The organism is Marinobacter sp., assembly GCF_052094685.1.
In the GTDB taxonomy this organism is placed as follows: Bacteria; Pseudomonadota; Gammaproteobacteria; order Pseudomonadales; family Oleiphilaceae; genus Marinobacter.
Window position 1 is genome coordinate 1 of sequence record NZ_JBQDKB010000024.1, and the last position, 24827, is coordinate 24827.

A 24827-nucleotide genomic window follows, 5' to 3' on the forward strand; every position below is an offset into this window, starting at 1 on the left:
TGCCCCGATTATCTCATGTCGATACTGCTTGGTTAAGTCCGACAGGCTGCTAGGTGGGTATTAAGTGTTCCCAACGTCTCACGACTGGTATCGCCGGCTGCCCGGGTCTCGTCCAACAACCCATGGGCACTATCAACCTGGGTAACCAGCTCACTCACCCACTGACGGATCTGATTGGTGGATTCACCAGTGCGCCGGGATAGGCTTCGCACTTCATCGGCAACAACGGCGAAGCCTCGACCCTGCTCTCCCGCACGAGCCGCTTCAATAGCTGCGTTCAGAGCCAGTAAGTTCGTCTGCTCAGCGATGTTCGCGATCACACCAATAACCTGTTCGATTTTTTCACTAGAGCCGCGAAGCGCCTCTATTGATCCTGCCACGCGATTGATCACTTCAATGGCATGCTCAGCAGCATGCTCGCTCTCACGCAGCTGATTCTGAACATCATTGTTGCCCTTTACAGCACCAGTAACTTGCGTACGGGAATCTTGCGCTGATTGCTCAATCTGGCTCGCGCTCTCGGTAATAGCGCTCATTGATGAAACCACATCGTGGATCTGCCGGTTAGTATGCTGAGATGAGGCCTGCACGGCATGAGCTTGTTCATCCAGATTGGCGGAACGCTGCTGCAGGGCCGCCGCAGCGACTGTGACGTCCTCCACGAACAGCTTGAACTTTTCGATCAGACCGTTAATTGCCAACGCAACGGCTGTTACTTCATCACGCCCTGAAATTGGCAGTGGTTTGGAAAGGTCTGATGCGGCTTCCATGGATCGGAGGCGCTCGGCGATCAACTGAAGCCTTGTAGTCACCGTACGGCGCAGCCAATACGTTAGCAGCAAAACACCAAGCAAAACGACGAGAGAGCCCCCGACCAATAAGTGCTGCTGCTGCTCTAGAAATTCAATCAGAGAGACGGATCCCGCCTCGGCCTGTTGGCGGCCAACCGAGCGCCGGGAATTTATTTCTTCAAGCATCGGGTCCAATGCTTGGTAAAGCTGAAAGTCCACGATTTTACCAGCCGAATAATAGCTCGCTTCATCGATTGGCCTTTTTAGGGCCAAAAGCAGATCCAGAACCGCCCGATGGGCCTCCATGTTTTTTTCTGCCCAATCTTGCAGCCGCGGGTTATCACGTGCTGACTGCCATTCCACCTTTATCGCCGCCGTGATTTCCTCAAACTGGGCGTTGATCTCATCCCACAGCAACAACTGGGCTTTAATTTTATAAGCAAGATCCTGGAGCTGACGATGGCTACGATCAAGATCGGTCAATAACCAAACATCCGACATTTGCTCTCGCACGAGTCGATCCGTCGCCTTCTCTGCCTCCCGCACTACGGACATAGAAAGCCATGCCAGGCCGGCAAGAGAGATCAAACAAAACCCGGAAAACAACACCAAACGCTGACGGACCGTAAGGGACATAACGTGAACTACCTCTCAAAATGTTCTCGCTGAGGATAGATCGCGATCATGACGGTTTTGTTGCAGCAGAGAGTCTCAGGAAGATAACAAAGAGGGTTTCTCAATTGAGATAAACACAAAGCATTCAGCCAAGAGGCCCTGACGTCACCCCTAAAAACGAAAAAACCCTGATTTTCTATAAGAAAATCAGGGTTTTTAATTGGCGGAGAGGGAGGGATTCGAACCCTCGATACGCTATTAACGTATACACGCTTTCCAGGCGAGCGCCTTCAGCCACTCGGCCACCTCTCCAATAAACTGTTTCAAATCAGCAATATCGTGGCTCATTTGAGGGCGCAAACTGTAATGGTTTTGGCGGCTCTTGGCAACTCTCTTTGAGTAAATCCCAGCATTTTTTTCGGTTTGCGCCAATAATGAGTTGTATGGTGTTCGGCGCCGTCGTTACGAGTACCATGATATCCCTACTGCCCTCAGCATATTGATCAGTCTTGGAGACTAACAATGCTCATGAAATCGGAACAATCGACCCTGTTACTGATAGACGTTCAAGAAAAGCTGATGCCCGCTATTACTCATGGCCAGGACGTAGTCAGCCAATGCATCACACTCGCCACGATAGCCGGGCTTATAGACGTTCCAGTGCATGCAACTGAGCAGTTGCCAGAAAAACTTGGGCCGAACGTGGAGGCAATCAAAGAGCTTTGCCATCAAACCTTGGCCAAGCATCATTTTGATGCCTGTCCAGATGGGCTGGTTGAGAACCTTCCAGAGGGCCGGCAGCATATTATCATTGCTGGCTGTGAGACACATGTTTGCATGATGCAAACAGCGCTTAGTCTTCTTGATGCGGGTTATAAAGTTTGGGTTGTTGCAGACGCCACGGGATCCCGAAACGAGTTCGACCGGGATGTTGCGCTTGACCGACTCAGTGTAAGCGGGGCGCGCATCGTCACTGTAGAAATGGTGGCTTTTGAATGGATGCGGCACTGCAAACACCCGGCTTTTCGTGATGTACAGGCGCTGATCAAGTAGACCCTCCTGTTGTTAAAGATGCACACAATGCGTGAGTTTTGTGCAGAGCATAGAACCGGCCGCTCTATCTTACCCGGTCGAGACTCTGCACAGTCAGATCCAGTGCTTCTTGCATATCCAACCTGGCGGAGTGGCCGACATCAGGGTTGTTCAGATTATTGCCACGCTCTGATGGCAGAATGGGTGACGTGAGGTCATCGGCATCTACCGACTCAAAGTCATGCTCATCACTGATGGTCATGGCACTGCGGCGTAGAAGCATGCGCAACTGCTCTGGGGTGAGTTCCGGGTCAATGGACATCATAGCGGCAAGCAACCCTGTTACCAGCGGCGTTGCGTAGGATGTTCCGCAGTGCAACTCGCCTCGCTCACCAGGCGCCGGCGTTGACCCTTTAGCACAGGCTGCTGCTGTAATATCGACCCGCATATCAATGTTAGAAGCTTTACGCTTGGTGGCATAACCGGGATCATTCACATTCAATCCGTTTTTTTCGCTTAACTCGTGCCCACCCACAACAAACAACTGCTCAGTGATAAATGACGAGGGCAAGCGATATTCATCCCGGCTTGAGTACGACGATGCATTGCCGGCCGAATTGACCACGACCACATTGGGATGCTCGCGCCTTAACCAGAGGAAAAATTCTTCAAGCAATTCTTCATAGCCACTCATGGCCAGCCCGGAGCGAACAAGAGAGTCGACTTCATTGCCATCCACACTGACGGCGCCGATGCGGTGTATTCCCCAACTCCAATTGAGCACACGAACACCGTCTTGCACCAGATTTACAGAGGCCGCCACGTTAGCCGTGATGCCTGCATCGGAGCCCCGCTCAACAATCACATCAAACCCCGGGCTTGCCTTATTAAGTCCACTCAGAAAGCCAGAGTTGCCGCCATTATCCCAGTCTGCCGCAAGAATACCCGTTACAGTAGTGCCGTGATCATCGGGTTTTTTCGCGTCGCGGGCGTAAACACACGTACCGGATTCTTTCGAGCGACAGTCCCCCAAGTAGCCACTGAAGTCCGGCGCATCAAAGTCCACGTCACGTTCGATTACTCCAACCCGTATTGGGTGGGTTTTTATCGGCTTAGCTTTTGCGTTCAGCCGTCGGGTGTAGTAATTAACCGCGTCGAGAAAGCGATTAGCGGTCCATTCGTCCTGATCTGGCACGGATGGCTCAGCTGCGCCGTCCTGCTCTTGCTGTTGGCTTGGGCTTTCAGCACTGGTTTCCTCGATAACAACTGCGTCGACACTAACCTCATTGCCCAGACGAAGAATCAGTGCATCCCTCTCAATCAGGTTACTGACAGATAAACGGAGCTGATAAGTGTTCAACGGGGGGATTGCACCAACAACGCGGGCGCTAAATTTATCCGCAAGCCGCCTGGCTTCTTCAGCACCGTCGTGACTCTCTTCAATGATAACGCTGATCAAGTCCACGTAAGTGGTTAATCCATCCATGTTGGTGGCAACTTCATCTTCGCTTGCTGCAACTACGTGGCTCTCAGCCAGGCTGAGCCATATCGGGTTGCTCGTGGCTTTCCCTTGCTCAAGCCAGAGCGGCCCACTACGGTGATGATCCCCCTGCAAGGAAAACGTCAATCCGCCATCTCGATGTTGGATCTGCGCATCAGGGAGCGCTTTGTTATCAAACATCACGCGAATGTCTTTATTTTCCAAACCTTGCGCGGTAACAGAAAACATCTTTGTATCGGAATCCGAAGCAGTGCTGCTGGGCTCCCAATGTGTGATTCGCAATTCTTCCGCGACTACCGAAACGCTCGCCAGCAATAAACCACTGGCAATCATGATGCACCCTGGAAGATGCAGGGAGATCCTGCCCATAAACTACAACTCCGTATTGCTAGAACTAAGTAGGCCTGGTGATGAAACTAGCAGCGCACGCCCTCTCTCCGGGTTAGCCAGAACACCATCAACAAGCCATGGATAACCAAGAAAGGCACGGCAATCATCACAAGTGCAGACCAACCAAGCCAAGAAAGAATGAACCCCGCAGACAAAGCAGCGGTGGCTTGCGAGCCAAATACGAAAATATCGTTAAGGCCCTGAACCCTGAATCGTTCGGCATCTGTGTAGCCACGGGGCAACAAAGTGGTACCGCCCACAAACAGAAAGTTCCAGCCAATCCCCAGTAACACCAAAGCCGACAGATAATGATGAAAACTGACGCCATTGGCTGCCAATACAATACAGCCCAAATAAGCGAGCAACCCAACTCCCATCATTAGCGGTATGCCCACCACCCGCGTTAGCCAGCCGCTGATAAGAGAGGGTAGATACATAGCCATGATGTGTAGTTGAATGACCCGCTTGGCATCGTCTAGATCGTGCCCTGCCATCTCAGTCATGCTTAATGGTGTTGCGGTCATAACAAAGCTCATAACCGCATAGCCGATGGCTGCAGCACTGATGGCTACCCAGATCAGCGGATTGGCAAGGATTTCCCGTAGCGGCCTGCCACCGCCGGCGTGAGTTTCCCTCACCCGTTCTGCTTGTGCGCGATAGCCCACGCTGAGTATAACCAGCGCTGAAAGTTGAACGCCTGCAAGACCCAGCCAACTTGCCAGAAAGGGATGCTCTACCTCTGCCCCACTGCCAAGCGTGGCAATTTCGGGCCCAAGCCATGCGGCAACCAGGCCACCGAGCAATACTCGTGCAGCGGCGGAACCCGCCATCTTATCCGGCACCGATTCCATGGCGGCAAAGCGATACTGATGAACCACCGCCAACCCGGCGCCACCGACAACCGCCGCCAAGCATAGTAACGGGAAGAAGCCGAGCCAGGATGCGAAAGCGCCAAGACACCCAGCCAGCATGCCCATGCATGTGCCAAGCAGCATCACCTTTTTGCGGCCTAGCCTCTCCATTAGCCAAGTGGCCGGCTTTATGGCGAGAACGGTGCCCACAACAACCAACCCCACAGGAAGAGTGGCGTACTCTGGCGCGGGCGCAAGCAGGCGCCCTTGAATACTGCCAATAAACACAATGAAGGGCGCTGTGCACATGGCCAGTGCCTGTGCTGCTACCAGCACCCAAACATTAAAGGGCATCGCCTATTTTTTCCTGTAAATAATCCCGGGATGGCACTGGACCATCTCATAAAGATCCGGCAAGCCGTTGAGCGACTCCGAGGCACCAAGAATCAGGTAGCCCCCAGGGTTCAGCGTGGCGTGAATGCGGGTCAAAATGTCTTTCTTTAGCTCTGCGGAAAAGTAGATCAGCACATTACGACACATTACTATGTCGTATTTGCCCAGCATATAGCGCTCGAGCAAATTGAGCTCCTTGAACTCAACCATGCTTTTGATCTGCGGCCGGATCTGCCAGCCCCCGTTACTAGACGACGTAAAAAACTGCTTCTGCCGTTCCGGTGACAGCCCTCTTCCAATGGCGATCATCTCGTACTCACCACGGCGAGCCATCTCAAGTACGCTTTTTGAGATGTCCGTGGCCATAACTTTTACATCACGAAGTTTGCCGGGCTTCTGGCGCCTAAACTCGTCGACAATCATCCCAACCGAGTATGGCTCCTGGCCTGTAGAACAAGCAGCAGACCAGATTCGCAAGGGTGTTATGGAAGACCGTGCTGCAAACTCCGGAAGCAGCTTTTCTTGCAAAATTCGAAATGGATGATTGTCTCGAAACCAAAGGGTTTCGTTGGTAGTCATCGCATCGATCACTAGCTCTTTGAGATTGCCCCGCCCCGGTCTTTTCAGGCGTTCGAGCAATTCCCCCAAAGAGTTCAAATCGTGGTCTTCCAAAATCCGCCGCAGCCGGCTTTTCACAAGGTATTGCTTGTTTTCGCCCAGCAAAATGCCACACGCATCCTGCAGGAACGATTTGAAGGCTTCATATTCCTGTGGGGTAATTTCAGCTTTCATTGGTTCTCAGTTTTAAATGAATAAAATCACTTCTGGTCAATAATTTCCATGATTCGCTCTGCAAGCTCATCGGGGCTAAATTTAGCCATAAAATCATCCGCCCCCACTTTTTTCACCATAGCCTTGTTGAATACTCCGCTCAGTGAGGTATGAAGCATAACAAACAGACCGTTCAGGGCGGGATCACTTTTAATTCGGGTAACCAGTGTATAGCCGTCCATTTCCGGCATTTCCACATCCGAGATAATCAATGACAGATGGTCGGTTGCCTTTGACCCATCTGCAGTGATCTCTTTGAGATACTCGAGTGCTTTCTTGCCATCATTCCGGGTGATCACTTCCATGCCAATAGCAGTTAGGCAGCGTTCAATCTGGCGACGCGCAACGGCAGAGTCATCTACGACCAAAACTGGCAGATGCCCCGGAACCCGTTCAGCACTCTTGTTCAGAACCGCCTCGGTAACATCTTCCCGGAGCGGAGAAACTTCTGAAAGAACCTTCTCTACATCTATGATTTCTGCCAGTTTGTCATCGATTTTTGTAACAGCTGTAAGGTAGATATCCCTGCCCGTACCTTTAGGAGGCGGCAGGATATCTTCCCAGTTCATGTTCATTATTCGATCTACCGCAGTTACCAAAAAGCCCTGAGTTTTTCGATTGTACTCGGTGATGATCACAAAACTATTCGACAGCTCTTCTTGAGGGATGCCCGGCAAACCAATAGCCATACCCAGATCGATAACCGGAATGGTTTCGCCGCGAGTGTGCGCGACACCACGAACCACCGCACGGCTGTTTGGGATGGAAGACAGCTTAGGGCACTGGAGAACTTCTTTAACCTTGAACACGTTAATTCCGTATATCTGGCGACCGCGCAAACGGAAGAGAAGGAGCTCTAGCCGATTCTGCCCGACCAGCTGTGTACGCTGGTTTACACTGTCCAATACCCCTGGCATAGCAGTCTCTCCTGGCATGCTGGATAGCACCGGCATGCATTTTGCTTTTCTATTAAATTGAATTGTCAGGGTGACGGAATAACGTCACTCGCACGCGGATTAGCCTGTTTAACGGCCAGAGCACCGCAATCCTTAGGCATTTTCAGTGAATTCTGCCGTACTACTGACAGCATAGGACAAACCAGGACATATGCGCACCCAGCTTTTAGTATTGACCTTGTTCATGTCAGTCGTAGCCAGCTCCGTACAGGCAAAAACCACTGCGAACGAGATACAAGAAGCAACCACGTCTTTTCTTAAGGCCTTTACCGAAACACAGGCCGAAAGGGGCTATCAGGTGACGTTTGAGACCGGCAATATTGATAGCAGAATTGCACTGGCACCCTGCTCTGCCGCTCTTACGGTGTCGTTCACTGGCGACCCATGGAAAAGCGAGCGCCCTTCAGTACAGGTAGCCTGCACCGGCGAGCGCCCTTGGCGCATGTTCGTAACGACCACTGTTTCTATTAACGGCCCGGCGCTGGTCGCTGGTCGCCCGCTCGGTCGAGGCGAACGCGTAACCACCAGCATGCTCAAAACCCGCTCGGTTGTGGTGAATGCCAGCCGGCGAGGAATAATCACCGATGCAAACCTAGTGGAAGGCATGGTTGTACGCCGGCCGGTTAATGCTGGCTCCGTTTTAACCCCCGATCTGCTTGAAGCACCAGATGCCGTTAGCCGGGGCGATCATGTTATTATCACCGCCCGCAACGGATCTTTTTCAGTTCGTAGCCGGGGCAAAGCCCTGGCCAACGCATCCGTTGGGGAGCAAGTTTTGGTAGAAAACCTGGGTTCATCCCGCACCGTAAGAGCGAATGTCACAGCTCCCGGGCACGTCGAAGTGCCAATGTAACGAGCACTGTGCATGGCAGCCTTTTTCCGGCGGCAAATAGATGCCGCCGGAATCGTCACTGCCTCAAGCACCATCTGAATATGTGACAAGATGTTAACAAAAAGTATGTATCTGCCCCTAAAGTATGCCGACAGCGTGCCGTTAAGCGGATATAAACCCGAGTCAGCCCACGCATGTGTGGCTCAACCGAAAAGCAGGTATTAATATGTCAGTTGACTTAAATGGAATTGGCCAAGGCCAGGTCAACACCCAAAGAACCACGGCCGACAAGTCCACCAACAGCCAGGGCGCCAAGCAAGCCGCTCCAGAGCAGGCCAACGCTAAGGCTCAAAGTGCGCGCGGCGAAAACGTAAATTTGAGCAGCCAAGCAAGGAATCTTAAGCAGCTGGAGCAGAAGCTGGGAGATTTCCCCGAAATGGACGACGACCGGATCGAACAGATTCGCTCAGCTCTCGAGAACGGCACTTATAAAATCGATGCAGAGAAACTGGCCCAAAAAATGCTTGATATGGATAAAAGCATTTTTGGATGAGTAAATCATGGCTGCAATTGATGATCTGAAGAATCTTCTTTCCCTGGATATCCGCCAGTTGGAAACCTTGGCGGAGACTCTACATAAAGAGAAGTCCTGTCTTTCCGGTTCCGACACTAAAACACTCGACACGCTGACTCGGGAAAAGAACGCGGTTCTCGAGGAGATTCGTGGGCGCGCCAAACAGAAAATCCACGCGCTAGTGGCTATGGGTTTTCGGCCGGAAAGTGGCGACCCCTCCCGCTTTATTCGCAGCGCTGGCCTTAACGATCTTTACGCCCTCTGGCAAGAAGCAGACACCAAGCTTCGCGAATGCCATATGCTCAATGAGAACAACGGGCGCATCATTAACCATCTACAGAAACGGCTGACTCGCCTTACCGACATTTTCCGGGGGGCATCAGGCCAACAGAAGCTATACGGCGCCAAGGGCCAGCACACAACTGTTTCAAATCGAACGGTTCTTGCTAGCGCCTGATCAGCGCGTATAGATTGTCATCCTGGAATCAGGGTGGAAGCGGATGTCCTGGATACTTACGTTACCCATGGCGGGACTGCTCCCACCGCTGACCCGGATATTACCCATACGGATTTCTTCGATGCGTTCTGGAAAGGCCATGATGACCGCTCCATCTTCGCCTACAACGTATTTAGGCTCCCCTTCGCGATAATGCACGCCGGAAATTGAAAAATCTGAATCCAAAAGGTTAAGCACCGGAACGAACACGTTGGCGGTGAGTTTCATACTCTCAACGATATCAGGCTCCGGCTGATCGCCACCTTCACCTGAACCAGGGCTGCTGCCCATGCTCGCAAGCACCCCTATTCGGTCAAGCAACGAACTATGGCCTTGCCCAGCAATCGCCGACAATTCGTTCTCCGTCAACGGAGGCATCCCGACTGAATTAAACAGCTCCCCGGTTTCATCCGCCTGGCCTGCATTTGCATTATTGCTCGCCGCAAACGTAACCAATGGCTGGAACGGCAGAGTTGCCATGGTGATCATTGCCGTTGCGCTGCGGTAACGCGACTGATGCTTCAGCACCCGACCAAGCTCTCTCTCGGTTATCCAGCCCGCTGAGATGAAAACTTCACCTAGGCGCTTACCGCTCTCACGCTGTAGCCTGAGGCCTTCATCGACTTGCCCCTCAGAAAGATACCCACGGTTGACCAGCAGCCGTCCAAGTCGTGACTTTTCCTCAAACCCTTTACGGAATCTCACTAGCCTTTCCCCTTACTCAGAGTGATTACCGTACAGCCCGGCCCGGTGAGTGTTTTTCTACGCAATTGCGCCATCAAAGGTTAGCCGATAGCGAGTGATTATGCGCCGGCGCGTTTCCCGAACTGTGAATCAAATCTGGTAAGATCAGGATACAATTGAATTCATGTGAGTATTGCAGGAAAACCACCTGCCGCTAACCGACTGAGAGCTAGGTAATGACAAATTTGGTAAAACCCCTGAGTAATGTGATCCGCGTCGTCGTTATGATTTTCGGCTTGTCCCTTTTTGCACCCCAAGCACACGCCCAGTCCGACGCAGACAGCGCAAAAACTGAATTGCCTAAAGTTCGGATCCTAACCAGCGAAGGTGCCATAGAGCTGCAGCTTCGCCCGGATGTAGCTCCGAAAACCGTCGAGAACTTTCTTCAATATGCCCGCGATGGTTTTTTTGAAGGCACAATTTATCACCGGGTCATTCCCGGCTTTATGGTTCAAGGCGGCGGTTTTACACGCGAGATGGCACGCAAGGAAACCCGCACGCCTATCCAGAATGAAGCCTCGGCAACCTTGCCCAACCTACGCGGCACAGTCTCCATGGCGCGTACCAATGCGCCAGACTCTGCAACGTCCCAGTTTTTCATCAACGTAGGAAACAACGATTTCCTGAACGCTGGCGTTCGCGGAGCAGGCTACGCGGTGTTCGGCAAAGTAACGGCGGGCATGGGCGTGGTGGATACCATCGCGAAGGTAAAAACCGCCCGTGTTCGAGGCATGGCTGACGTGCCGGTGAACCCGGTAATTATTGAAAGCGTTACTGTGCTGGAATAATAGAATGCGGCAGGACACCTAGGATGCCCCTACCCACTATTCCGCCAGCAATAGAGTCGGCGGAGCTAAGCTGGCACGGCGGCGCTCCCAAGTCCAAGCGACTCGGGCATGCGTATTTCCACCCTGAAAAAGGGCTGGAAGAGTTTCGATACGACTTTATCGAACACAACAATCTACCGACGCGCTTCTCCTCAATTCCTGAAGCAGGGTCTTTCGTGGTTGCAGAGGCCGGGTTCGGTACAGGCCTGCACTTTCTTGCCATATGGCAAACTTGGCAAGCTTGGGGGCCATCCCATGCAGCCACACTTCATTTCGTTGCTTCCGAACGCTTTCCTCTGACCTTGCAAGATTTGAAAAAGGCACTTTCGTTGTGGCCAGAACTCAGCGACCTAGCGGAGGAACTGATTGCCAGTTACCCGCCATTGGTTCGCGGCACTCACCGCATTGTTTTGGCAGGCGGCCGGGTTCGCCTAACGCTGTTTTTTGGTGACACGCACGACGCTTGGAACACACTAAGCTTTAAGGCCGATGCTTGGTTGCTGCACGGTTTTGAGCCAGTTATAACCCCTGAAAGTTGGCAAAAACCCGCTATTAGAGAGACGGGCCAACACAGCAAACCAGATATACCAAGTACACCGGTGCCCGCTGCGGCTGTTATTGGCGCTGGTATTGCCGGGTGCCTGCTTGCAAACAACCTGGCCCACAGAGGCTATGCTGTTACTCTGATAGATGCAGCCGATGAGCCCGGCTCAGCCGCATCGGGCAACCTTCAGGGCGCGATGTACGTAAAGCTCGGTGTGGAATTTAACCACCAAACCGAACTCGCCCTCTCTGCTTTAACGTTCAGCCAAAGGTATTACGCCCCGTATCGCGATGAGTATTGGCATCCAACCGGTTTGATCCAACTTTCCTGGAGTGACACGGAGCAGTCTCGTCAACGGCGGTTTATTGAGCGCAATCAATACCCAGAAGACCTCCTGTACCCCGTCACCCGGCGGGAAGCCGAAGCGCTTACCGGTGCCTGCCTCATGAGCGGTGGCTTGTGGTTTCCCGGTTGCGGCTGGCTTGAGCCCGGCAAGCTTTGTAAGTCACTCGCAGTGCACCCTAGCATTCGCAAAGTGTTCGCTTACTCGGTTAAGCAAGTCGAGCCCACTCAGGGTAAATGGCGTATTTCCGGCGCGGGCTCTGACAACCCAGACATTCACGCAGACCAAGTGGCTATCTGTGCCGGGCATCTAACCCCACAACTGATTCCGGGCTCAGGCACGTTTCGTTTCAAGGCTATTCGTGGGCAGGTTACTTACCTGCCCGAGCCTCTAATAGACAGCCCTCAAGCCGTAATCTGCGGCGCACGCTATCTCAACCCAGCGTACGGCCCCAAGGGCGAACAGTTGGCCGTTATCGGCGCTACGTTTGACCTTAACAGCGATGAGCCTGACCCCACAACCGAGAGTCATCGGGAGAATATCCGAACGCTTTCATCGATGGTGCCAAACATCCTCTGTGCGGATATGGCCACTGGAGATATACCGGAACAGCTTGCAGGCCGCGTTGGATTTCGCTGCACAACCCATGATTATCAGCCGGTAGCCGGGCCACTTTGTGATGCGCAGGGGCAGGAGGTAAAAGGACTCTATCTTTTGACCGGCATGGGCAGCAAAGGCCTAACCTACGCTCCCCTACTCGCGGAATTTGTTGCGGATCAGCTGACACAGCAACCATGCGCTTTACCGACATCACTAGCCAAAAGGCTGGCAACAGGGCGTATGCGACAGCCAAACGTGGCATCTTAGTAATCAGTTATCGCTAATGATCTGCACCGTGCTGCCGATACACGGTGTGTAGGGTTTGTTTTTCAGAGGATAAAACAGGTGTCAATTTTTGTTAGCGAGCCAGGCCGCCCAGTAGGGACACGACTACCGGACGCACTCCGGAGTCGTCGCGTGGGCAATGTCAGCGAACTAGCCGATAGCCAACCGGTCGACCCCGGTCGAGGTGAAGCAACGGATGCTGAGTTTCAGCTAGCGGCCCAGTCCGGCCGCCATCGCGCTCTGGAAGAATACGGAGCAACCGCGGCTGGCGAACGCAAAGACCAGCGGCTTTATCTGCCGGTCTCTGCTATATGCACTCCTGCACTCTTCTCCTTATCCGCCTCCGCAACCGTCGCAGAGGCAATCACGACGATGACCGTACAAGGCGCAAACCACCTTGTGGTTACCGCAGATACTCATGTAGCCGGGCTGGTAGGGCAACAATGGCTTTTGGCCTGGCTCTACGAGCACCAAACTGATGCCCTGAGCCAGAGCCTGATCCACATTGAATTACCTGCATTCCTGACCGTCTCTCCCGAAACCGATGCCCATCAGCTTGCTAGGCTGATGCTGGCACATCGGCTCAATGCCGCGCTGGTTGTGGACTCTCATAACGAGCCCGTGGGCGTGGTCACCAGCACCGACTATTTGCGCTTGTATGCCAGCGCCGATGGCCAGCAAGGCAGCGTTTAGGGTGTCAGTAACACGCCCTCAGGGCTGAACAGCAAAATCAGCCAATCTGAACCTTGGCGTGTTAGCGCCACAATTTCATCATCTCGATAGTTAGCAAGCCGTTTGACCTCTGAGTCACCAACGCTCAGCTGATAGCGCCACTCGTTTCGAAACAGGCTGTTCTCCGCGTCTGGCTCAGGCTCGGCTACCAGGGACATTCGCGCGAGAATCGCTGTGCTACTGCCACTGGTGCCGGCATAGCCAGTGAAGTCGCCGTCGGTACTCCCTGCAGCGACCAAATCACCGGAAAATCCGCTCAACACAGCAAACCGTTCTTGGGATACATCCCCTTCATCATTCAGGTTAAATGCCCGGATAACCTCTCCGCTGAGGGTATACCCCAGAACAAAACCACTCTCGCTGGAATCGGGTGTACTCGTCAGGCTAGAGCTATCCTCTTCACCCAACGTAACCGTGTATCTATTGCTGCCATTGCCGAGCAACCATAAGGTGGCTCCTTCCAACACACCACTCGTCACCTGCTCATCCGCGTCGGTACCGCGCTGATTTAAAGTGAGACCACCTTCTTGGGAGGCCGTGGTATAGAAATACGCGTCCTCGCCTCCCAGCGATGACTCACCGTTTACAGACCCTCGGGCAGAGCCAAACAGGAGCTGGCTGGCACCTTCTGCATCTGCACCAGCCACTTGATCATTTGCGGAGGATCCTACCTGGCGCGTCCAGGCCAGCTTTGGAACAAAGCTGTTTCCATCAGCCTGTGAGTCTATGCGCTGCAGATAGCTGTCTACACCTCCCGCAGACGTTTGCTCTGGCCATTCGCCATCGGTCTCGCCGGCAATCACAACAAAACCGCTTGTGGAGTTTATACCTACCCAGCGAACCAAATCGTCGCCTGTGGTGCCGGTGCGAGTGGCCCAGGTTTTAACATACTCACCGCCATTACTTGCTTCGTCGTACCAGTACAGTGAGCTGACAACATCCATACCACCGTGCTCTGTGGTGCCAACCACGGCGCTATCTGTGCTGTATGCCACCACAAGTTCAAAACGGTCGCTCTTGATGTTGCCCTTTGTGACCTGGCGTTTTGCCAAGCCGACTACAGGCTCCGGCTCGGACAATTGGTCTGCCGGTGCTGAAACATCAAGCCGCTGAAGCAAGTCACCTTTCTGGCTATATAGGCGCACCTGCACTCTGTCGTTATCCGCGCTGTTGTACCCGGCAACAAATATTTTTCCGGCATGCCCGACAGCTATATCTGTTGCAACAAATTCGTTCCCGGAATTAGTAACCAACGGGGAAGTAAGTTCGTTGATATTAATTCGGAGCATGTCCTCGCTCGCTGCACGAACGTAGTTTTCACGACCAAGCTGAAAAGCTGTATCCAGACCTAGCAAAATAAAACGATCATTCGGGCCGGTGTTTGAATAAGACCCCGGGTCAGTCACGTTAATCGTAAACGTGACCTCATCCTCACCCTCCATAAACACAAGCTTGTCACTTGGCAAGGTCGTACTGAATTCTGTACCAAGCCGTGCGGCAGAATCGTCGGTATGTTTCAGCTTCGCGTAAACGGCGCCCTCACGCTCACCTGTCAGGCGCGCTACGTAAGTTCGGGAATCACCAACGTTCAACGCATCTCGTGCCCCACCTGCCGTGGTCTCCAGGTGCACCTTGGGTTCATTGTCATCAATTACCAAGGTGGTGCGCACGCCGCCATTGGTTTCTCCAAGTCCGGCCAGGCCAGAACGCACTTCTGTCAGTTTCAGATGCGTTGACTCGGTGGGCTCAGGAAAGCTGTCATCCGCCACCTCCAACCGAATGTAGCACTCGGTAATTCCCGGCTCGAATGTGATAACCCCACCGGTGTACACACCGGTGCTGTCGGTTTCGTAAGTCAGATAAGAAAGATCTTCCAACAATGGATCACTGTTGCTACCAAGAGCCACGATATCCTGCCCGGGAATAGCATCACCTACGTTGGCCTTACTGTGATCACAACGTTGATGGGGGGCGGTAACCCCAGGGTCGCAGTTAGAGGCGTCGTAATCTGACGTTAGTTCGAAGGCAACGGCTACTCGGGTTACTGAGGGTCGATCCAGTATCACTTTCGCGAAAACCGGCCGGGTAGGCAAAGTAAGATCACGGGTGCCTGAAACATCGCCGTTCCCATCGTAGGTATTGATGGTAAAGCTGTGCTCCCCAGCTGTTTCCATATCAGGCAGGGCGCAATGCTCACGGCGGGTGTCCGGATTGATCGGAGTCGCACCTTCTGTAAACGTGTCGGCTTCCAATGACAGGGCGTTATAGTTAACTTCGATATCGAACGGCTGGGCACCTGCCATTTGGCCATCGGTGCTCACCAAATTAATGCCTGTCAGCTTACCAAGATCGGCATCGCCGCGTGCTCCGCCACTGAGGCCCGGCACACCGCGCATGATAATACCTTGCCGAGCCTTGTTGCTGGTGTCTTCAAGGGCAAGCCAAGAAGGCGCGTTAGTCAGCGTATAGTCGAGGATGTCCTCGCCGCCGTATGCACCAAAATTGTAGTAGTACTCCACACCCAGATAGGCAGTCGCCGGTGGAATGCCCAAAATGGTTGGCTGATCCGGATCTTTCTCCGTTTTACAGCCCGACGCGGTAATGGCTAGCAGCAGAACAACAGCTAGCCGCATGGCGATAACAGTGTGGGGAAAAAACTCGGCGCGCATGGGAAAATCCGTTTCAGAACATTGTTGTTATGGCAGTGCGTTCACACTGGCCCAAGCCAGTGATTTACACACAGTTACAGAACAACACCATGGTAGCCAGTTTCGGAAACGGGGTATCTGCGCGAGTTCTCAGATTGCCGTGCTTACAACAGATTGTGCTCTTTCAACATGTTCAGGAAACCGGCTTCATCCAGCACCTCAACTCCTAGCTGTTCTGCCTTCGCCAGTTTGGAGCCCGCCGCCGCCCCCGCCACAACACAAGCTGTTTTCTTTGAAACACTGCCAGCCACTCTCGCCCCAAGCGCTTCCAGCTTCTCTCGGGCTTCATTACGGGTCAGTTCCAACAACGTGCCTGTAAGCACCCAGGTCTGTCCCTGAAGCGGCTTAGCACTGGCGGTAATCTTCTCTTCCTGCCACTTCACGCCGGCTTCACGCAGCGCATCGAGCGTTTCACGGTTATGAGTCTGTTCAAAAAAACTACGAATATGGCCGGCAACAATAGGGCCAACGTCCTGTACAGCTATGAGCGATTCCTCATCGGCTTCTGCTACGGCTTCCAAAGTGCCGAAATGTGACGCCAATGATTTTGCCGTTGCCTCGCCCACTTCGCGAACACCCATCGCATAAAGAAAGCGCCAGAGCACCGGCTGACGCGCACCATCAATGGCCGCGACCAAATTGCTGGCAGACTTTTCACCCATGCGGTCTAGGCGGATTAAATCCTTAGTGGTCAGGTGATAGATGTCTGCAACGGTTTTCACCATGCCTTGGTCAACGAGAATATCGATCCATTTGTCGCCCAGGCCCTCTATATCCAGAGCCTTTCTGGAGGCGTAGTGTCGGATCGCTTCTTTTCGCTGGGCGGGACAAAACAGACCGCCGGTGCACCTGGCTACCACTTCACCTTCTATCTGAATAACATCCGAGTCGCAGACTGGGCACTGCTTGGGGAGTTCTACCATTTTTGCGCCGGCCGGGCGTTTCTCCGTAACTACCTTCACAACTTTCGGAATGACGTCGCCTGCCCTGCGAATAAACACCGTGTCGCCAATGTGAACATCAAGGCGGCCGATTTCATCCATATTATGAAGCGTGGCATTGCTGACCGTTACACCACCCACAAACACCGGTTTAAGCCGCGCAACGGGAGTCACGGCTCCCGTGCGGCCCACCTGAAACTCCACGTCTTCAATAACCGTGAGTTCTTCCTGGGCGGGAAACTTCTGGGCAATAGCCCAACGCGGTGCACGAGACACAAACCCGAGGGAGTATTGAAGGTCCAACCGGTTTACTTTGAATACAATGCCATCAATTTCGTACGGCAGTGCATCGCGCTTCTGCATCAATTCTTCGTACGCCGACAGGCATTCAGTAGCACCCAAGGCCTTACGCATTTCGGGGTTAATCCGAAATCCCCAACGCTGAACCTGCTGAAGGCACTCCCATTGGGTATCCGGTAATTGGCTTTCGTCGGTAACCGCCACACTGTAGGCGCACATTTCCAGAGGCCGCTTCGCGGTGACCTTGGATTTTTTTTGTCGCAAACTACCGGCAGCTGCGTTTCGGGGATTCACGAACGTTTTTTCACCCCGGTCCGAAAGTCGTTTGTTCAACGCCTCAAAGCCGGCTCGTGGCATGTAAACCTCGCCCCGGACTTCCACCAACCCAGGAACATCGCTGCCTCTGAGCCGCAACGGAACGGATGGGATAGTGCGGATATTTGCCGTGACATCTTCCCCTGCATAACCATCGCCTCGGGTAGCCGCTTGAATAAGGGAACCTTGCTCGTAATGCAGGCTGACCGCCAGCCCATCCAGCTTTGGCTCACAAACGTATTCAACGTCGTTCTCACTGCTGAGCCTTTCCCTTACCCGACGATCGAAATCACGGAGTTCGTCTTCGTTGAATGCGTTATCAAGCGACAGCATGGGCAAACGATGAATCACTTCATCAAAGCTTGTCTCGGTTCTGCTTCCCACCCTACGGGTGGGCGAATCATCCGATGCCAATTCAGGGTAGTCGGTCTCAAGCTTCTGCAGCTCTCGGAACAGGCGGTCATACTCTGCATCCGGAATACCCGGATCGTCCAGCACGTAATACCGGTAATTATGCTCATCAAGGGCAGACCGCAGTTCCTCGGCCAACTTGATATCATCCGCTGAAGGCTTGCTCATAAATGCGTGCTCTTGGCTGTCAAAAAAATGCCCGGATAGCTCCGGGCATTATCATTTCCATTCTGACCCAGATTGGATCAGTGGCGTGGCGACCGCTGCTTACGTTCATACTCGCGGATGCGCTGACGACAGTGCTCAATTGTTTGGGCTGTCATCACGCTGCGCCGTTCATCCTTAAGCTCGCCACCAAGATTACGAACCACACACTGGGCAGTTTCCAGCATAAAGTCAAAGGCCTGCAGCGCACTGGTCGGCCCCGGCATGCTCATGAAAAAGCTAATGCCCGGCGTCGTCATGGCAGCTACGTCGTTGGGCGTAAAGGTACCCGGTTCCACCGCATTCGCGACGCTGAACTGCACTGGGCTGATGGTATCTTCTGCCTCATGTCGGTGATAAATGTTCATATCACCATGCGCCAAGCCACAGGCTTCAAATAGCTTCTGCAAGGCCGTTCCGCTGAAGTCCTCCCCCTGAGGTGCAAGTACGTTAATCACGATAACTTCACGGGCTTCGGGGCGATTGGCACCTGCAAGAGGCAGATCTGGGTCCGGGCTTGTTGGCTCACGGCGCAAAGTATCTTCTTCTACATCGGTTGCGGTACTTGCAGGTGGCGCTGGCGTAGGCTCCGTCAGATCGTCATCCGCCGCACCCCACCCGGTGTCCAGGGCTGACTCTTCTTGCTCGATAGAAGAAAACCCGGATGCCTCATCGTCTTCTTGCATCCATTCTTCAATTTCATCCTGAGGAGGCTCCTCGGGCGATGGGCCCGGGCTCTGCTCGGATGCGAAGGTTTCGTCTCTCAGAGTTTCACGAACGGGCCGTGTTGGCTTCTGTTTCGGAGTTTGGAAACGCGACGGTTTTTCACGTCGAACATAGCCTCGCTCCTCAAGCGTATCATTTGAAATTGTTCTCGCGCCCCCATTCGGGAGCTCCGGATTATGATACTCATCCAGCGGAGATTCTTTCAGCTCATCGGCGCCCATACCGGAAGAAATCGCAATGGATTCTTTGCGAGCACGGCGCATGCGCCTTAAGCCGTCGATAACAATGGCGATGATTACCAGGGTGCCGATGGCGATTAACCATTCCCTAAGTGACATAGTGCTGCTGTCCTGTTTGCAGATCGGATCCGAGAGCAAATAAGGTGCCCCAGTTGCTACTCTAAAAAAAGCGCGTAGTGAATACAACGCAAAGCCATGCCACATGGCCTTTTTGTCATTCTTGGCGGAATTCTGGTCAAGCCGTTTTTTAGGCTTCTGCCAGCGCTACCGCCGCTTCCACATCCACGGTTACCAGTCGCGAGCATCCTGGTTCGTGCATGGTAACGCCCATAAGTTGATCGGCCATTTCCATGGCGATTTTGTTATGAGTTATGTAAATAAATTGAACCTGGGTCGACATTTCTTTGACCAGGTTGGCATAACGCCCAACGTTGGCATCGTCCAGGGGCGCATCAACTTCATCCAACATACAAAACGGCGCTGGGTTGAGCTGAAAAATGGAGAATACCAGAGCGATGGCTGTTAATGCCTTTTCACCACCTGAAAGCAGGTGAATTGTACTGTTCTTCTTGCCAGGAGGGCGCGCCATAATGGCCACACCCGTTTCCAATAAATCTTCACCGGTAAGTTCCAAGTAAGCATTGCCGCCACCAAACACTTTCGGGAACAGCGCTTGAAGGCCGCTATTTACTTTATCAAAGGTTTCCTTGAAGCGCTGACGGGTTTCCCGATCAATTTTTCGGATCGCGGTATCAAGAATTTCTAGCGCTTCGGTTAAGTCGTCGTGCTGGCTATCAAGATAGGTTTTCCGCTCACTCTGAACTTGATATTCATCAATCGCCGCTAGGTTAATAGCCCCAAGGCGCTGAATACGGTTGCCGATTTTTTCAAGTTCTGTTGCCCAGTCGTCCTGATTTGCATCTTCAGGCAGTTGCGACAGTATGTCCTGGAGCTTCACATCCAGTTCTTGAAGCTGCTCAATGTAATTGCCTGAGCGAATTTCCAGAGCTTGGGATTCCATCTTTAGCTTTTCCAGCTTAGATCGAACATCCTGAATTCGGTGGTCAGTACCGCTTCTGCCCTGCTCTTTTTCCCGCACTTCACGATCAATTTCTTCCAGTGCATCGCGTGCTACGCCAAGCTTTTCTTCTTCTGCAAGCCGGCGATCCAGTAGCCCTTCGAGCTGCATTTGGAGATCTTCCATGGGCTCTTCTGCGCTTTCCCGGGATTCCCTCAGTATCTCCAGGCGCTCCTCTAACCGCTCCTTCTGCAATTGCATTCGGTCTATAGTCTGACTCAAGCCGTCTCGCTGACTGCTGAGCGATTGTAGCTGTAGCTGCAGTTGGTGTGCGTGATCCCGATCGTGGCGCGCTTCTTGGCGTAAGCTATCAAGCTTGTCCCGACGTAGGTCACGCTGCTCAAGCAAACGCTCTTTTTCGTCGTCGCTATCTTCTGTTTGGGCCAGCGCCTGCTGCCACTCTTCACGAGCAATACCAAGGTCTTCCTGCTTACCTTCCAAGTTCAGGGCAACGTCAGACCCATCTTCGTGAATACGTGCCAGGCGTGCATCGATCTGTTCGGCACGGGCCCGTAGCCCACTGACTTTAGAGACCACCAAGCTAAGCTCACGATCTGTTTCGCTTAGCTGCGCCTGGGCATCGCTCCTTGTAGCTTCAGCCCTTTCAGTTCGTTCTTGCAAGGCCTCATAACGGGCACTCACTTCTTCCAGAGCTTGCTCCGCTTGCGCCAGCTGCTCCGCCAATCCATCAACTTTTTTCTGTCGTTCAATCACGCCAATCTGACCGGCGTCAGAATCTGGCATGAGTACCCAGTCGCGAGCGACCCAAATACCCTCACGGGTAACAATACTACGACCCTCTGTAAGCCCAGCTCGATGCGACAAGGCACCAGCGAGGGTTTCTGCGGTATCGATACCTGCCAACATGGCATTTACAGAAAGCATTCCTTTAACTTTGGCCGCCAGGCCTTGGGCTGGTGCGCCGCCTGAGCCAGGCTGAATAACCGCAAGACCTTTTGGGGCATCCTGTAAAGCCTGAGCCAAAGGATCGATATCGGGCAACAACAGGCCTTGGCTGAATCGGCCGATGATCTGTTCCAGAGCAAATTCCCAGCCATCGTCTATTTGAAGATTGCCCGCAACCCTAGGCAATTCCCCTAGCCCATGCTCCGCCAACCATGCCTGCAACTTGTCATCTTGCCCGCCCATTTGCTCATCAAGCAACGACTGCTGCGACTCCAGTGCGGCTTGCAGGCTTTGTACCCTTTGTCGAGCGGCAGCTAGGCTTTGTTCGGTATCACGCTGGTTATGGCGGGCATCGTGGAGCTCGTCCTGCACCGCTTCAATTCGCTCTGCTGATTCCTCACGCAGCAATTCCAGAGCTTCTTGCTGCTCCAAACATTCCTCAAGACCTGCGCGATCAACCTGCCCATCTAGCTGTGCTTGCTCATCATGGAGCTTGCGCTGGCGCACCAAAAGCTGCTCTATCGCCTCGTCTAGGGAGCGTATTCGGGATTGCGCAAGTTCAGCCTCGCGGCGAGCATCAGCGGAGCGTGAGCTGAACTCTTCCCAACACTGCTGCCACTCGCTCATTGCATCTTCCGCCTGCTGGAGCTTCTCTCCAGATTCTTCAGAACGGATGGCCAAAGCCTCCTGCTCAGGCTCAATCATGTCGAGCTCTTCACGGATAGTCGCTAACTTTTCTTCGTCTTGGCTCAGCTCCCGGGCAAGCTCCCGTTGGTTGGCCATGGCTTGATCGAGCTCCGCAGCAGTTTGCCTACTGCGCTCGCGCTGATGCTCCAGGCTTTGCTCGATACGGGCGATATCAGCACCAGCTTCGTAATAACGGGCCTGTGCACGGTTAAAATGCTCCGTGCGTTCCTGATGGCTGTCCCGGAGGGATTCGAGAGACGTTTCGAGACTGATGCGACCGGTAAGCTGCTTTTCGAGCTCCAGTTCGGTATCACGGATTTTTTCCCGCCAGATTTGCAGATCGTTATCCAGGGATCGCCAGCGCAAAACCGTTAGCTCCGCTTTTTTCTGACGCTCATCGTGCTTGTAGGATTTGTATTTTTCCGCGGCGGCTGCCTGACGCTCAAGATGCTGCAGCTGGCGCCCCAGCTCTTCACGCAGATCTGTGAGGCGTTCAAGGTTTTCCTGGGTGCGGCGCATCCGGTTTTCCGTTTCCCGGCGGCGCTCCTTGTATTTCGATATGCCCGCTGCTTCTTCAATGTAGATTCGTAGTTCTTCTGGTTTGGCCTCAATCAGCCGTGAAATCATGCCCTGCTCGATAATGGCATAGCTTCGAGGGCCCAGACCTGTACCCAGAAATAGATCGGTGATATCCCTGCGTCGGCATTTGGAGCCGTTGAGAAAGTACTCTGACTGACCTTCGCGGGAAACCCGGCGACGCACTGAAATTTCGTTGAAGCTAACGAACTCTCCCGGTGCAGACCCATCGCTGTTATCAAAGACCAGCTCAATCGTCGCCTGGCCCACGGGCTTGCGGGCGCTGGAACCGTTGAAGATAACATCGGTCATGGATTCGCCACGCAGGTACTTCGCGGAGCTCTCGCCCATTACCCAGCGGACAGCATCGATAATGTTAGATTTACCGCAACCATTGGGACCAACCACCGCCGTCATATTGGTGGGAAATGGGACCGTTGTAGGGTCGACAAATGATTTAAACCCGGCAAGCTTGATGGATTTCAGGCGCATGTCACGCGCGCTCCTCCTCCCTGAGAATGCTCAATATCAGCTGGCGCTGATGCTCACCAAAGGCTTGTATTGCTGATTGCAGTCGATCTGCATCGCCACTTAACGCAGCTTCACCCAAGTGCTGAAAAAAGACCGCGGTTTGCCCAACGCCTTCCTGGAAATTCTCAAGCGCAGCAAAATAGGTACGGCTAATCGCCGGCCTGAAGTTCTCTAACGTTTCTTCAAGAAACGGATTATCAACCAGCTCGTAGGCATAACGCATTACCCCGAAGCCCGCATCAATTACTTTTTCAGCGGCATCTGGCCCGGTTGAATTTACTGCCTGAATAACGGCTTCAACTTCCCGGACTCGCCTCATAACGCCGCCCAGTTCGTCACCGCTCCAGCGTTCGATAACTTTGCGCCCGAGCATGCATAGCAGATCAATATAAATGTCATAGAGGTTATTAACACTGGCCACCGTCAGGCCTGAAACCACGGCGCCCCGGCGGGGGAAAATCTCAACTAAATGCCTACGCTCGAGAATCAGCAAGGCTTCACGAACAGAGCCCCTGCTTACGCTGAGGTCACCGGAAACCTTAAGCTCCTGAATGCGACTCCCAGGTTTCAGATCCCGCGTAACAATCCGCTGCCCTAGATGTTGGGCGATCTGTTCGGAGAGACTTTCTGGGGCCTGAAACGTCATACGCAATGCTGCTCACTTCTGAAAACGGCGCGAATATAAGCCGGTGAGTTTACCACAAGGGCTCTTCATCCCCACCCCCCTTAAACGAGCATTTTGTGCCAGCGTACGGTTTCGCCGGACGAAGCTTGCCGTATTTTTGACGCTGTACTCAACATGACCTCACGCCCTCCTCAACACACATCAAAATACGCCTTCAAGATTCTGATTTACAAGTACATATAATAACCAGGCACGAACAATGCTGCACACCCACTAAGCGTTGACAACTTTTGCCAGAGAGTAAGCCGTAGTGAAAAACATACCATCGATACAGCGAAACACCACTCAGCCAAAAGATTTGGCAGCCTTGCGACAGGCCTACCACGGGTGGTCAAACACTCCCGATCCTCTTACAAAGCTTACGCGCAGACTCTCCACCAGCCTTTCTTTGGAAACTCAGCTTGGCATTCTGGCCGAAGAGATCGGAAACACGATTCCATTTGATGCCCTAACCTATCGGCACCAGGTCGCTCGCCGGGATTTCGTATACGCAACGGGAATGGGCGGGCCTCACCGTTGTGAATATCGACTTAACCTTGAAGGCGTGTGTTACGGCACTCTAACTCTAACTCGTCGGCAGAAGTTTTCAGACGACGAGTTACAGGGCATTGAAATGTTTATCAGCGCAGCGATTTGCCCACTACGCAACGCCTGTCAGTTTATAACGATTGAGCAGGCGGCGCTAACCGATGCTCTTACGTCTATCCCCAATAAGCGCGCTCTGGATGAGCACTTGGAGCGTGCAAGCCTGCTCTCAGACCGCCATGGCAAGGAGTATTCGCTGATACTTTGCGACTTGGATCATTTCAAAACAGTAAACGATCAACAAGGACACGTGGTGGGCGACCACCTGCTGCGATTGACTGCCGAAGCACTAGACGATGCAATCAGGAACTCAGATAGCGTCTACCGCTTCGGAGGAGAAGAGTTCGCTATACTGCTTCCTCACACAGGCGAGCAGGAAGCCAAACATGTAGCAGATAGAGTACGCAGCGCTGTTGCCAGACTCAGAATAGACTGCGGCGGCACAGAACTCTGTGCAACCATCAGCTGCGGCGTAGCCCGGCACCTGCCGGAAGAAAGCGCGAACCACTGGATAGCCCGCGCGGACGAAGCACTTTACAGGGCAAAAGCGCAGGGCCGGAATTGCACTAAGGTGTTTGCAAGCATTGGCTGAAAAGCC

19 protein-coding genes and 1 tRNA gene are annotated in these 24827 nt (G+C 53.2%); 8 read left to right on the plus strand and 12 right to left on the minus strand.

Translation table 11 applies throughout. The features are described from left to right. Positions 1-32 precede the first annotated feature (32 nt). Complete coding sequence (locus ACTH3S_RS07015; protein WP_441808302.1) at positions 33-1427, minus strand: methyl-accepting chemotaxis protein; 1395 nt, start codon at positions 1425-1427, stop codon at positions 33-35. 200 nt (positions 1428-1627) lie between these two features. Continuing rightward, positions 1628-1718 (minus strand) — tRNA-Ser (locus tag ACTH3S_RS07020). Between the two features lie 210 nt (positions 1719-1928). Between ACTH3S_RS07020 and ACTH3S_RS07025 the strand changes: the two genes are divergently transcribed. After that, positions 1929-2459: an isochorismatase family protein gene (locus ACTH3S_RS07025; RefSeq protein ID WP_441808303.1), complete on the plus strand. Its 531-nt coding sequence runs from the start codon at positions 1929-1931 to the stop codon at positions 2457-2459. A gap of 64 nt (positions 2460-2523) precedes the next feature. Here the strand turns inward: ACTH3S_RS07025 and ACTH3S_RS07030 are convergent, their stop codons facing one another. Genes ACTH3S_RS07030 through ACTH3S_RS07045 form a run of 4 tightly spaced genes read right to left on the minus strand, consistent with a single transcriptional unit; the run spans position 2524 to position 7321 of the window. Then, positions 2524-4308, minus strand: coding sequence for a S8/S53 family peptidase (locus ACTH3S_RS07030; protein ID WP_441808304.1), 1785 nt, complete (start codon positions 4306-4308; stop codon positions 2524-2526). 47 nt (positions 4309-4355) lie between these two features. Further along, positions 4356-5534: an MFS transporter gene (locus tag ACTH3S_RS07035; RefSeq protein ID WP_441808305.1), complete on the minus strand. Its 1179-nt coding sequence runs from the start codon at positions 5532-5534 to the stop codon at positions 4356-4358. Between the two features lie 3 nt (positions 5535-5537). Beyond that, positions 5538-6365 carry a CheR family methyltransferase gene (locus tag ACTH3S_RS07040; RefSeq protein WP_441808306.1) on the minus strand — a complete coding sequence of 276 codons (828 nt, stop codon included), beginning with the start codon at positions 6363-6365 and terminating at the stop codon, positions 5538-5540. Between the two features lie 26 nt (positions 6366-6391). Then, the gene (locus ACTH3S_RS07045) at positions 6392-7321 is read right to left on the minus strand and encodes a chemotaxis protein CheV (protein ID WP_441808307.1); all 930 of its coding nucleotides are present in this window, start codon (positions 7319-7321) and stop codon (positions 6392-6394) included. A 190-nt stretch (positions 7322-7511) separates the two neighbouring features. Between ACTH3S_RS07045 and flgA the strand changes: the two genes are divergently transcribed. From flgA to ACTH3S_RS07060, 3 genes are all read left to right on the plus strand, one after another. Further along, positions 7512-8213 (plus strand): flagellar basal body P-ring formation chaperone FlgA, encoded by a 702-nt coding sequence (flgA, locus tag ACTH3S_RS07050; RefSeq protein WP_441808308.1) that lies wholly within the window; start codon positions 7512-7514, stop codon positions 8211-8213. Positions 8214-8418: 205 nt separating this feature from the next. Beyond that, the gene (gene flgM, locus ACTH3S_RS07055; protein WP_441808309.1) at positions 8419-8745 is read left to right on the plus strand and encodes a flagellar biosynthesis anti-sigma factor FlgM; all 327 of its coding nucleotides are present in this window, start codon (positions 8419-8421) and stop codon (positions 8743-8745) included. A gap of 7 nt (positions 8746-8752) precedes the next feature. After that, the gene (locus ACTH3S_RS07060; protein ID WP_441808310.1) at positions 8753-9223 is read left to right on the plus strand and encodes a flagella synthesis protein FlgN; all 471 of its coding nucleotides are present in this window, start codon (positions 8753-8755) and stop codon (positions 9221-9223) included. Here ACTH3S_RS07060 and ACTH3S_RS07065 read toward each other — a convergent pair whose 3' ends face one another. Further along, positions 9224-9967: a pilus assembly protein PilB gene (locus ACTH3S_RS07065; RefSeq protein ID WP_441808311.1), complete on the minus strand. Its 744-nt coding sequence runs from the start codon at positions 9965-9967 to the stop codon at positions 9224-9226. A 263-nt stretch (positions 9968-10230) separates the two neighbouring features. On the opposite strand from ACTH3S_RS07065, the gene ACTH3S_RS07070 reads away from it, so the two are divergent. From ACTH3S_RS07070 to ACTH3S_RS07080, 3 genes are all read left to right on the plus strand, one after another. Then, the gene (locus ACTH3S_RS07070) at positions 10231-10794 is read left to right on the plus strand and encodes a peptidylprolyl isomerase (RefSeq protein WP_441808332.1); all 564 of its coding nucleotides are present in this window, start codon (positions 10231-10233) and stop codon (positions 10792-10794) included. A 23-nt stretch (positions 10795-10817) separates the two neighbouring features. Beyond that, positions 10818-12587, plus strand: coding sequence for an FAD-dependent 5-carboxymethylaminomethyl-2-thiouridine(34) oxidoreductase MnmC (gene mnmC / locus ACTH3S_RS07075; protein WP_441808312.1), 1770 nt, complete (start codon positions 10818-10820; stop codon positions 12585-12587). Between the two features lie 78 nt (positions 12588-12665). Then, the gene (locus ACTH3S_RS07080) at positions 12666-13298 is read left to right on the plus strand and encodes a CBS domain-containing protein (protein WP_441808313.1); all 633 of its coding nucleotides are present in this window, start codon (positions 12666-12668) and stop codon (positions 13296-13298) included. Here the strand turns inward: ACTH3S_RS07080 and ACTH3S_RS07085 are convergent. The 5 genes from ACTH3S_RS07085 to ACTH3S_RS07105 form a co-directional block, all read right to left on the minus strand. Beyond that, the gene (locus tag ACTH3S_RS07085) at positions 13295-16006 is read right to left on the minus strand and encodes a Calx-beta domain-containing protein (RefSeq protein ID WP_441808314.1); all 2712 of its coding nucleotides are present in this window, start codon (positions 16004-16006) and stop codon (positions 13295-13297) included. The genes ACTH3S_RS07080 and ACTH3S_RS07085 overlap by 4 nt on opposite strands. A gap of 143 nt (positions 16007-16149) precedes the next feature. Next, a complete protein-coding gene (ligA, locus tag ACTH3S_RS07090; RefSeq protein WP_441808315.1) occupies positions 16150-18180 on the minus strand; it encodes an NAD-dependent DNA ligase LigA in 2031 nt (676 codons plus the stop codon). Positions 18181-18257: 77 nt separating this feature from the next. Then, positions 18258-19280 (minus strand): cell division protein ZipA, encoded by a 1023-nt coding sequence (zipA, locus tag ACTH3S_RS07095; RefSeq protein WP_441808316.1) that lies wholly within the window; start codon positions 19278-19280, stop codon positions 18258-18260. Between the two features lie 148 nt (positions 19281-19428). Next, positions 19429-22920, minus strand: coding sequence for a chromosome segregation protein SMC (gene smc, locus ACTH3S_RS07100; RefSeq protein ID WP_441808317.1), 3492 nt, complete (start codon positions 22918-22920; stop codon positions 19429-19431). Position 22921: 1 nt separating this feature from the next. Beyond that, positions 22922-23605, minus strand: a complete 684-nt coding sequence (locus ACTH3S_RS07105) for a GntR family transcriptional regulator (RefSeq protein WP_441808318.1) — start codon at positions 23603-23605, stop codon at positions 22922-22924. Positions 23606-23894: 289 nt separating this feature from the next. Between ACTH3S_RS07105 and ACTH3S_RS07110 the strand changes: the two genes are divergently transcribed. After that, positions 23895-24821, plus strand: a complete 927-nt coding sequence (locus tag ACTH3S_RS07110) for a GGDEF domain-containing protein (RefSeq protein ID WP_441808319.1) — start codon at positions 23895-23897, stop codon at positions 24819-24821. Positions 24822-24827 lie beyond the last annotated feature (6 nt).

Excerpts from the sequence above, each read along its gene's own strand:
- flgA (WP_441808308.1), top strand. The coding sequence starts at position 7,512 with ATGCGCACCCAGCTTTTAGTATTGACCTTGTTCATGTCAGTCGTAGCC.
- ACTH3S_RS07015 (WP_441808302.1), bottom strand. The coding sequence starts at position 1,427 with ATGTCCCTTACGGTCCGTCAGCGTTTGGTGTTGTTTTCCGGGTTTTGT.
- ACTH3S_RS07030 (WP_441808304.1), bottom strand. The coding sequence starts at position 4,308 with ATGGGCAGGATCTCCCTGCATCTTCCAGGGTGCATCATGATTGCCAGT.
- zipA (WP_441808316.1), bottom strand. The coding sequence starts at position 19,280 with ATGTCACTTAGGGAATGGTTAATCGCCATCGGCACCCTGGTAATCATC.
- smc (WP_441808317.1), bottom strand. The coding sequence starts at position 22,920 with ATGCGCCTGAAATCCATCAAGCTTGCCGGGTTTAAATCATTTGTCGAC.
- ACTH3S_RS07060 (WP_441808310.1), top strand. The coding sequence starts at position 8,753 with ATGGCTGCAATTGATGATCTGAAGAATCTTCTTTCCCTGGATATCCGC.
- ACTH3S_RS07025 (WP_441808303.1), top strand. The coding sequence starts at position 1,929 with ATGCTCATGAAATCGGAACAATCGACCCTGTTACTGATAGACGTTCAA.
- ligA (WP_441808315.1), bottom strand. The coding sequence starts at position 18,180 with ATGAGCAAGCCTTCAGCGGATGATATCAAGTTGGCCGAGGAACTGCGG.
- ACTH3S_RS07105 (WP_441808318.1), bottom strand. The coding sequence starts at position 23,605 with ATGACGTTTCAGGCCCCAGAAAGTCTCTCCGAACAGATCGCCCAACAT.
- ACTH3S_RS07035 (WP_441808305.1), bottom strand. The coding sequence starts at position 5,534 with ATGCCCTTTAATGTTTGGGTGCTGGTAGCAGCACAGGCACTGGCCATG.
- flgM (WP_441808309.1), top strand. The coding sequence starts at position 8,419 with ATGTCAGTTGACTTAAATGGAATTGGCCAAGGCCAGGTCAACACCCAA.
- mnmC (WP_441808312.1), top strand. The coding sequence starts at position 10,818 with ATGCCCCTACCCACTATTCCGCCAGCAATAGAGTCGGCGGAGCTAAGC.
- ACTH3S_RS07040 (WP_441808306.1), bottom strand. The coding sequence starts at position 6,365 with ATGAAAGCTGAAATTACCCCACAGGAATATGAAGCCTTCAAATCGTTC.
- ACTH3S_RS07045 (WP_441808307.1), bottom strand. The coding sequence starts at position 7,321 with ATGCCAGGGGTATTGGACAGTGTAAACCAGCGTACACAGCTGGTCGGG.
- ACTH3S_RS07070 (WP_441808332.1), top strand. The coding sequence starts at position 10,231 with ATGATTTTCGGCTTGTCCCTTTTTGCACCCCAAGCACACGCCCAGTCC.
- ACTH3S_RS07085 (WP_441808314.1), bottom strand. The coding sequence starts at position 16,006 with ATGCGCGCCGAGTTTTTTCCCCACACTGTTATCGCCATGCGGCTAGCT.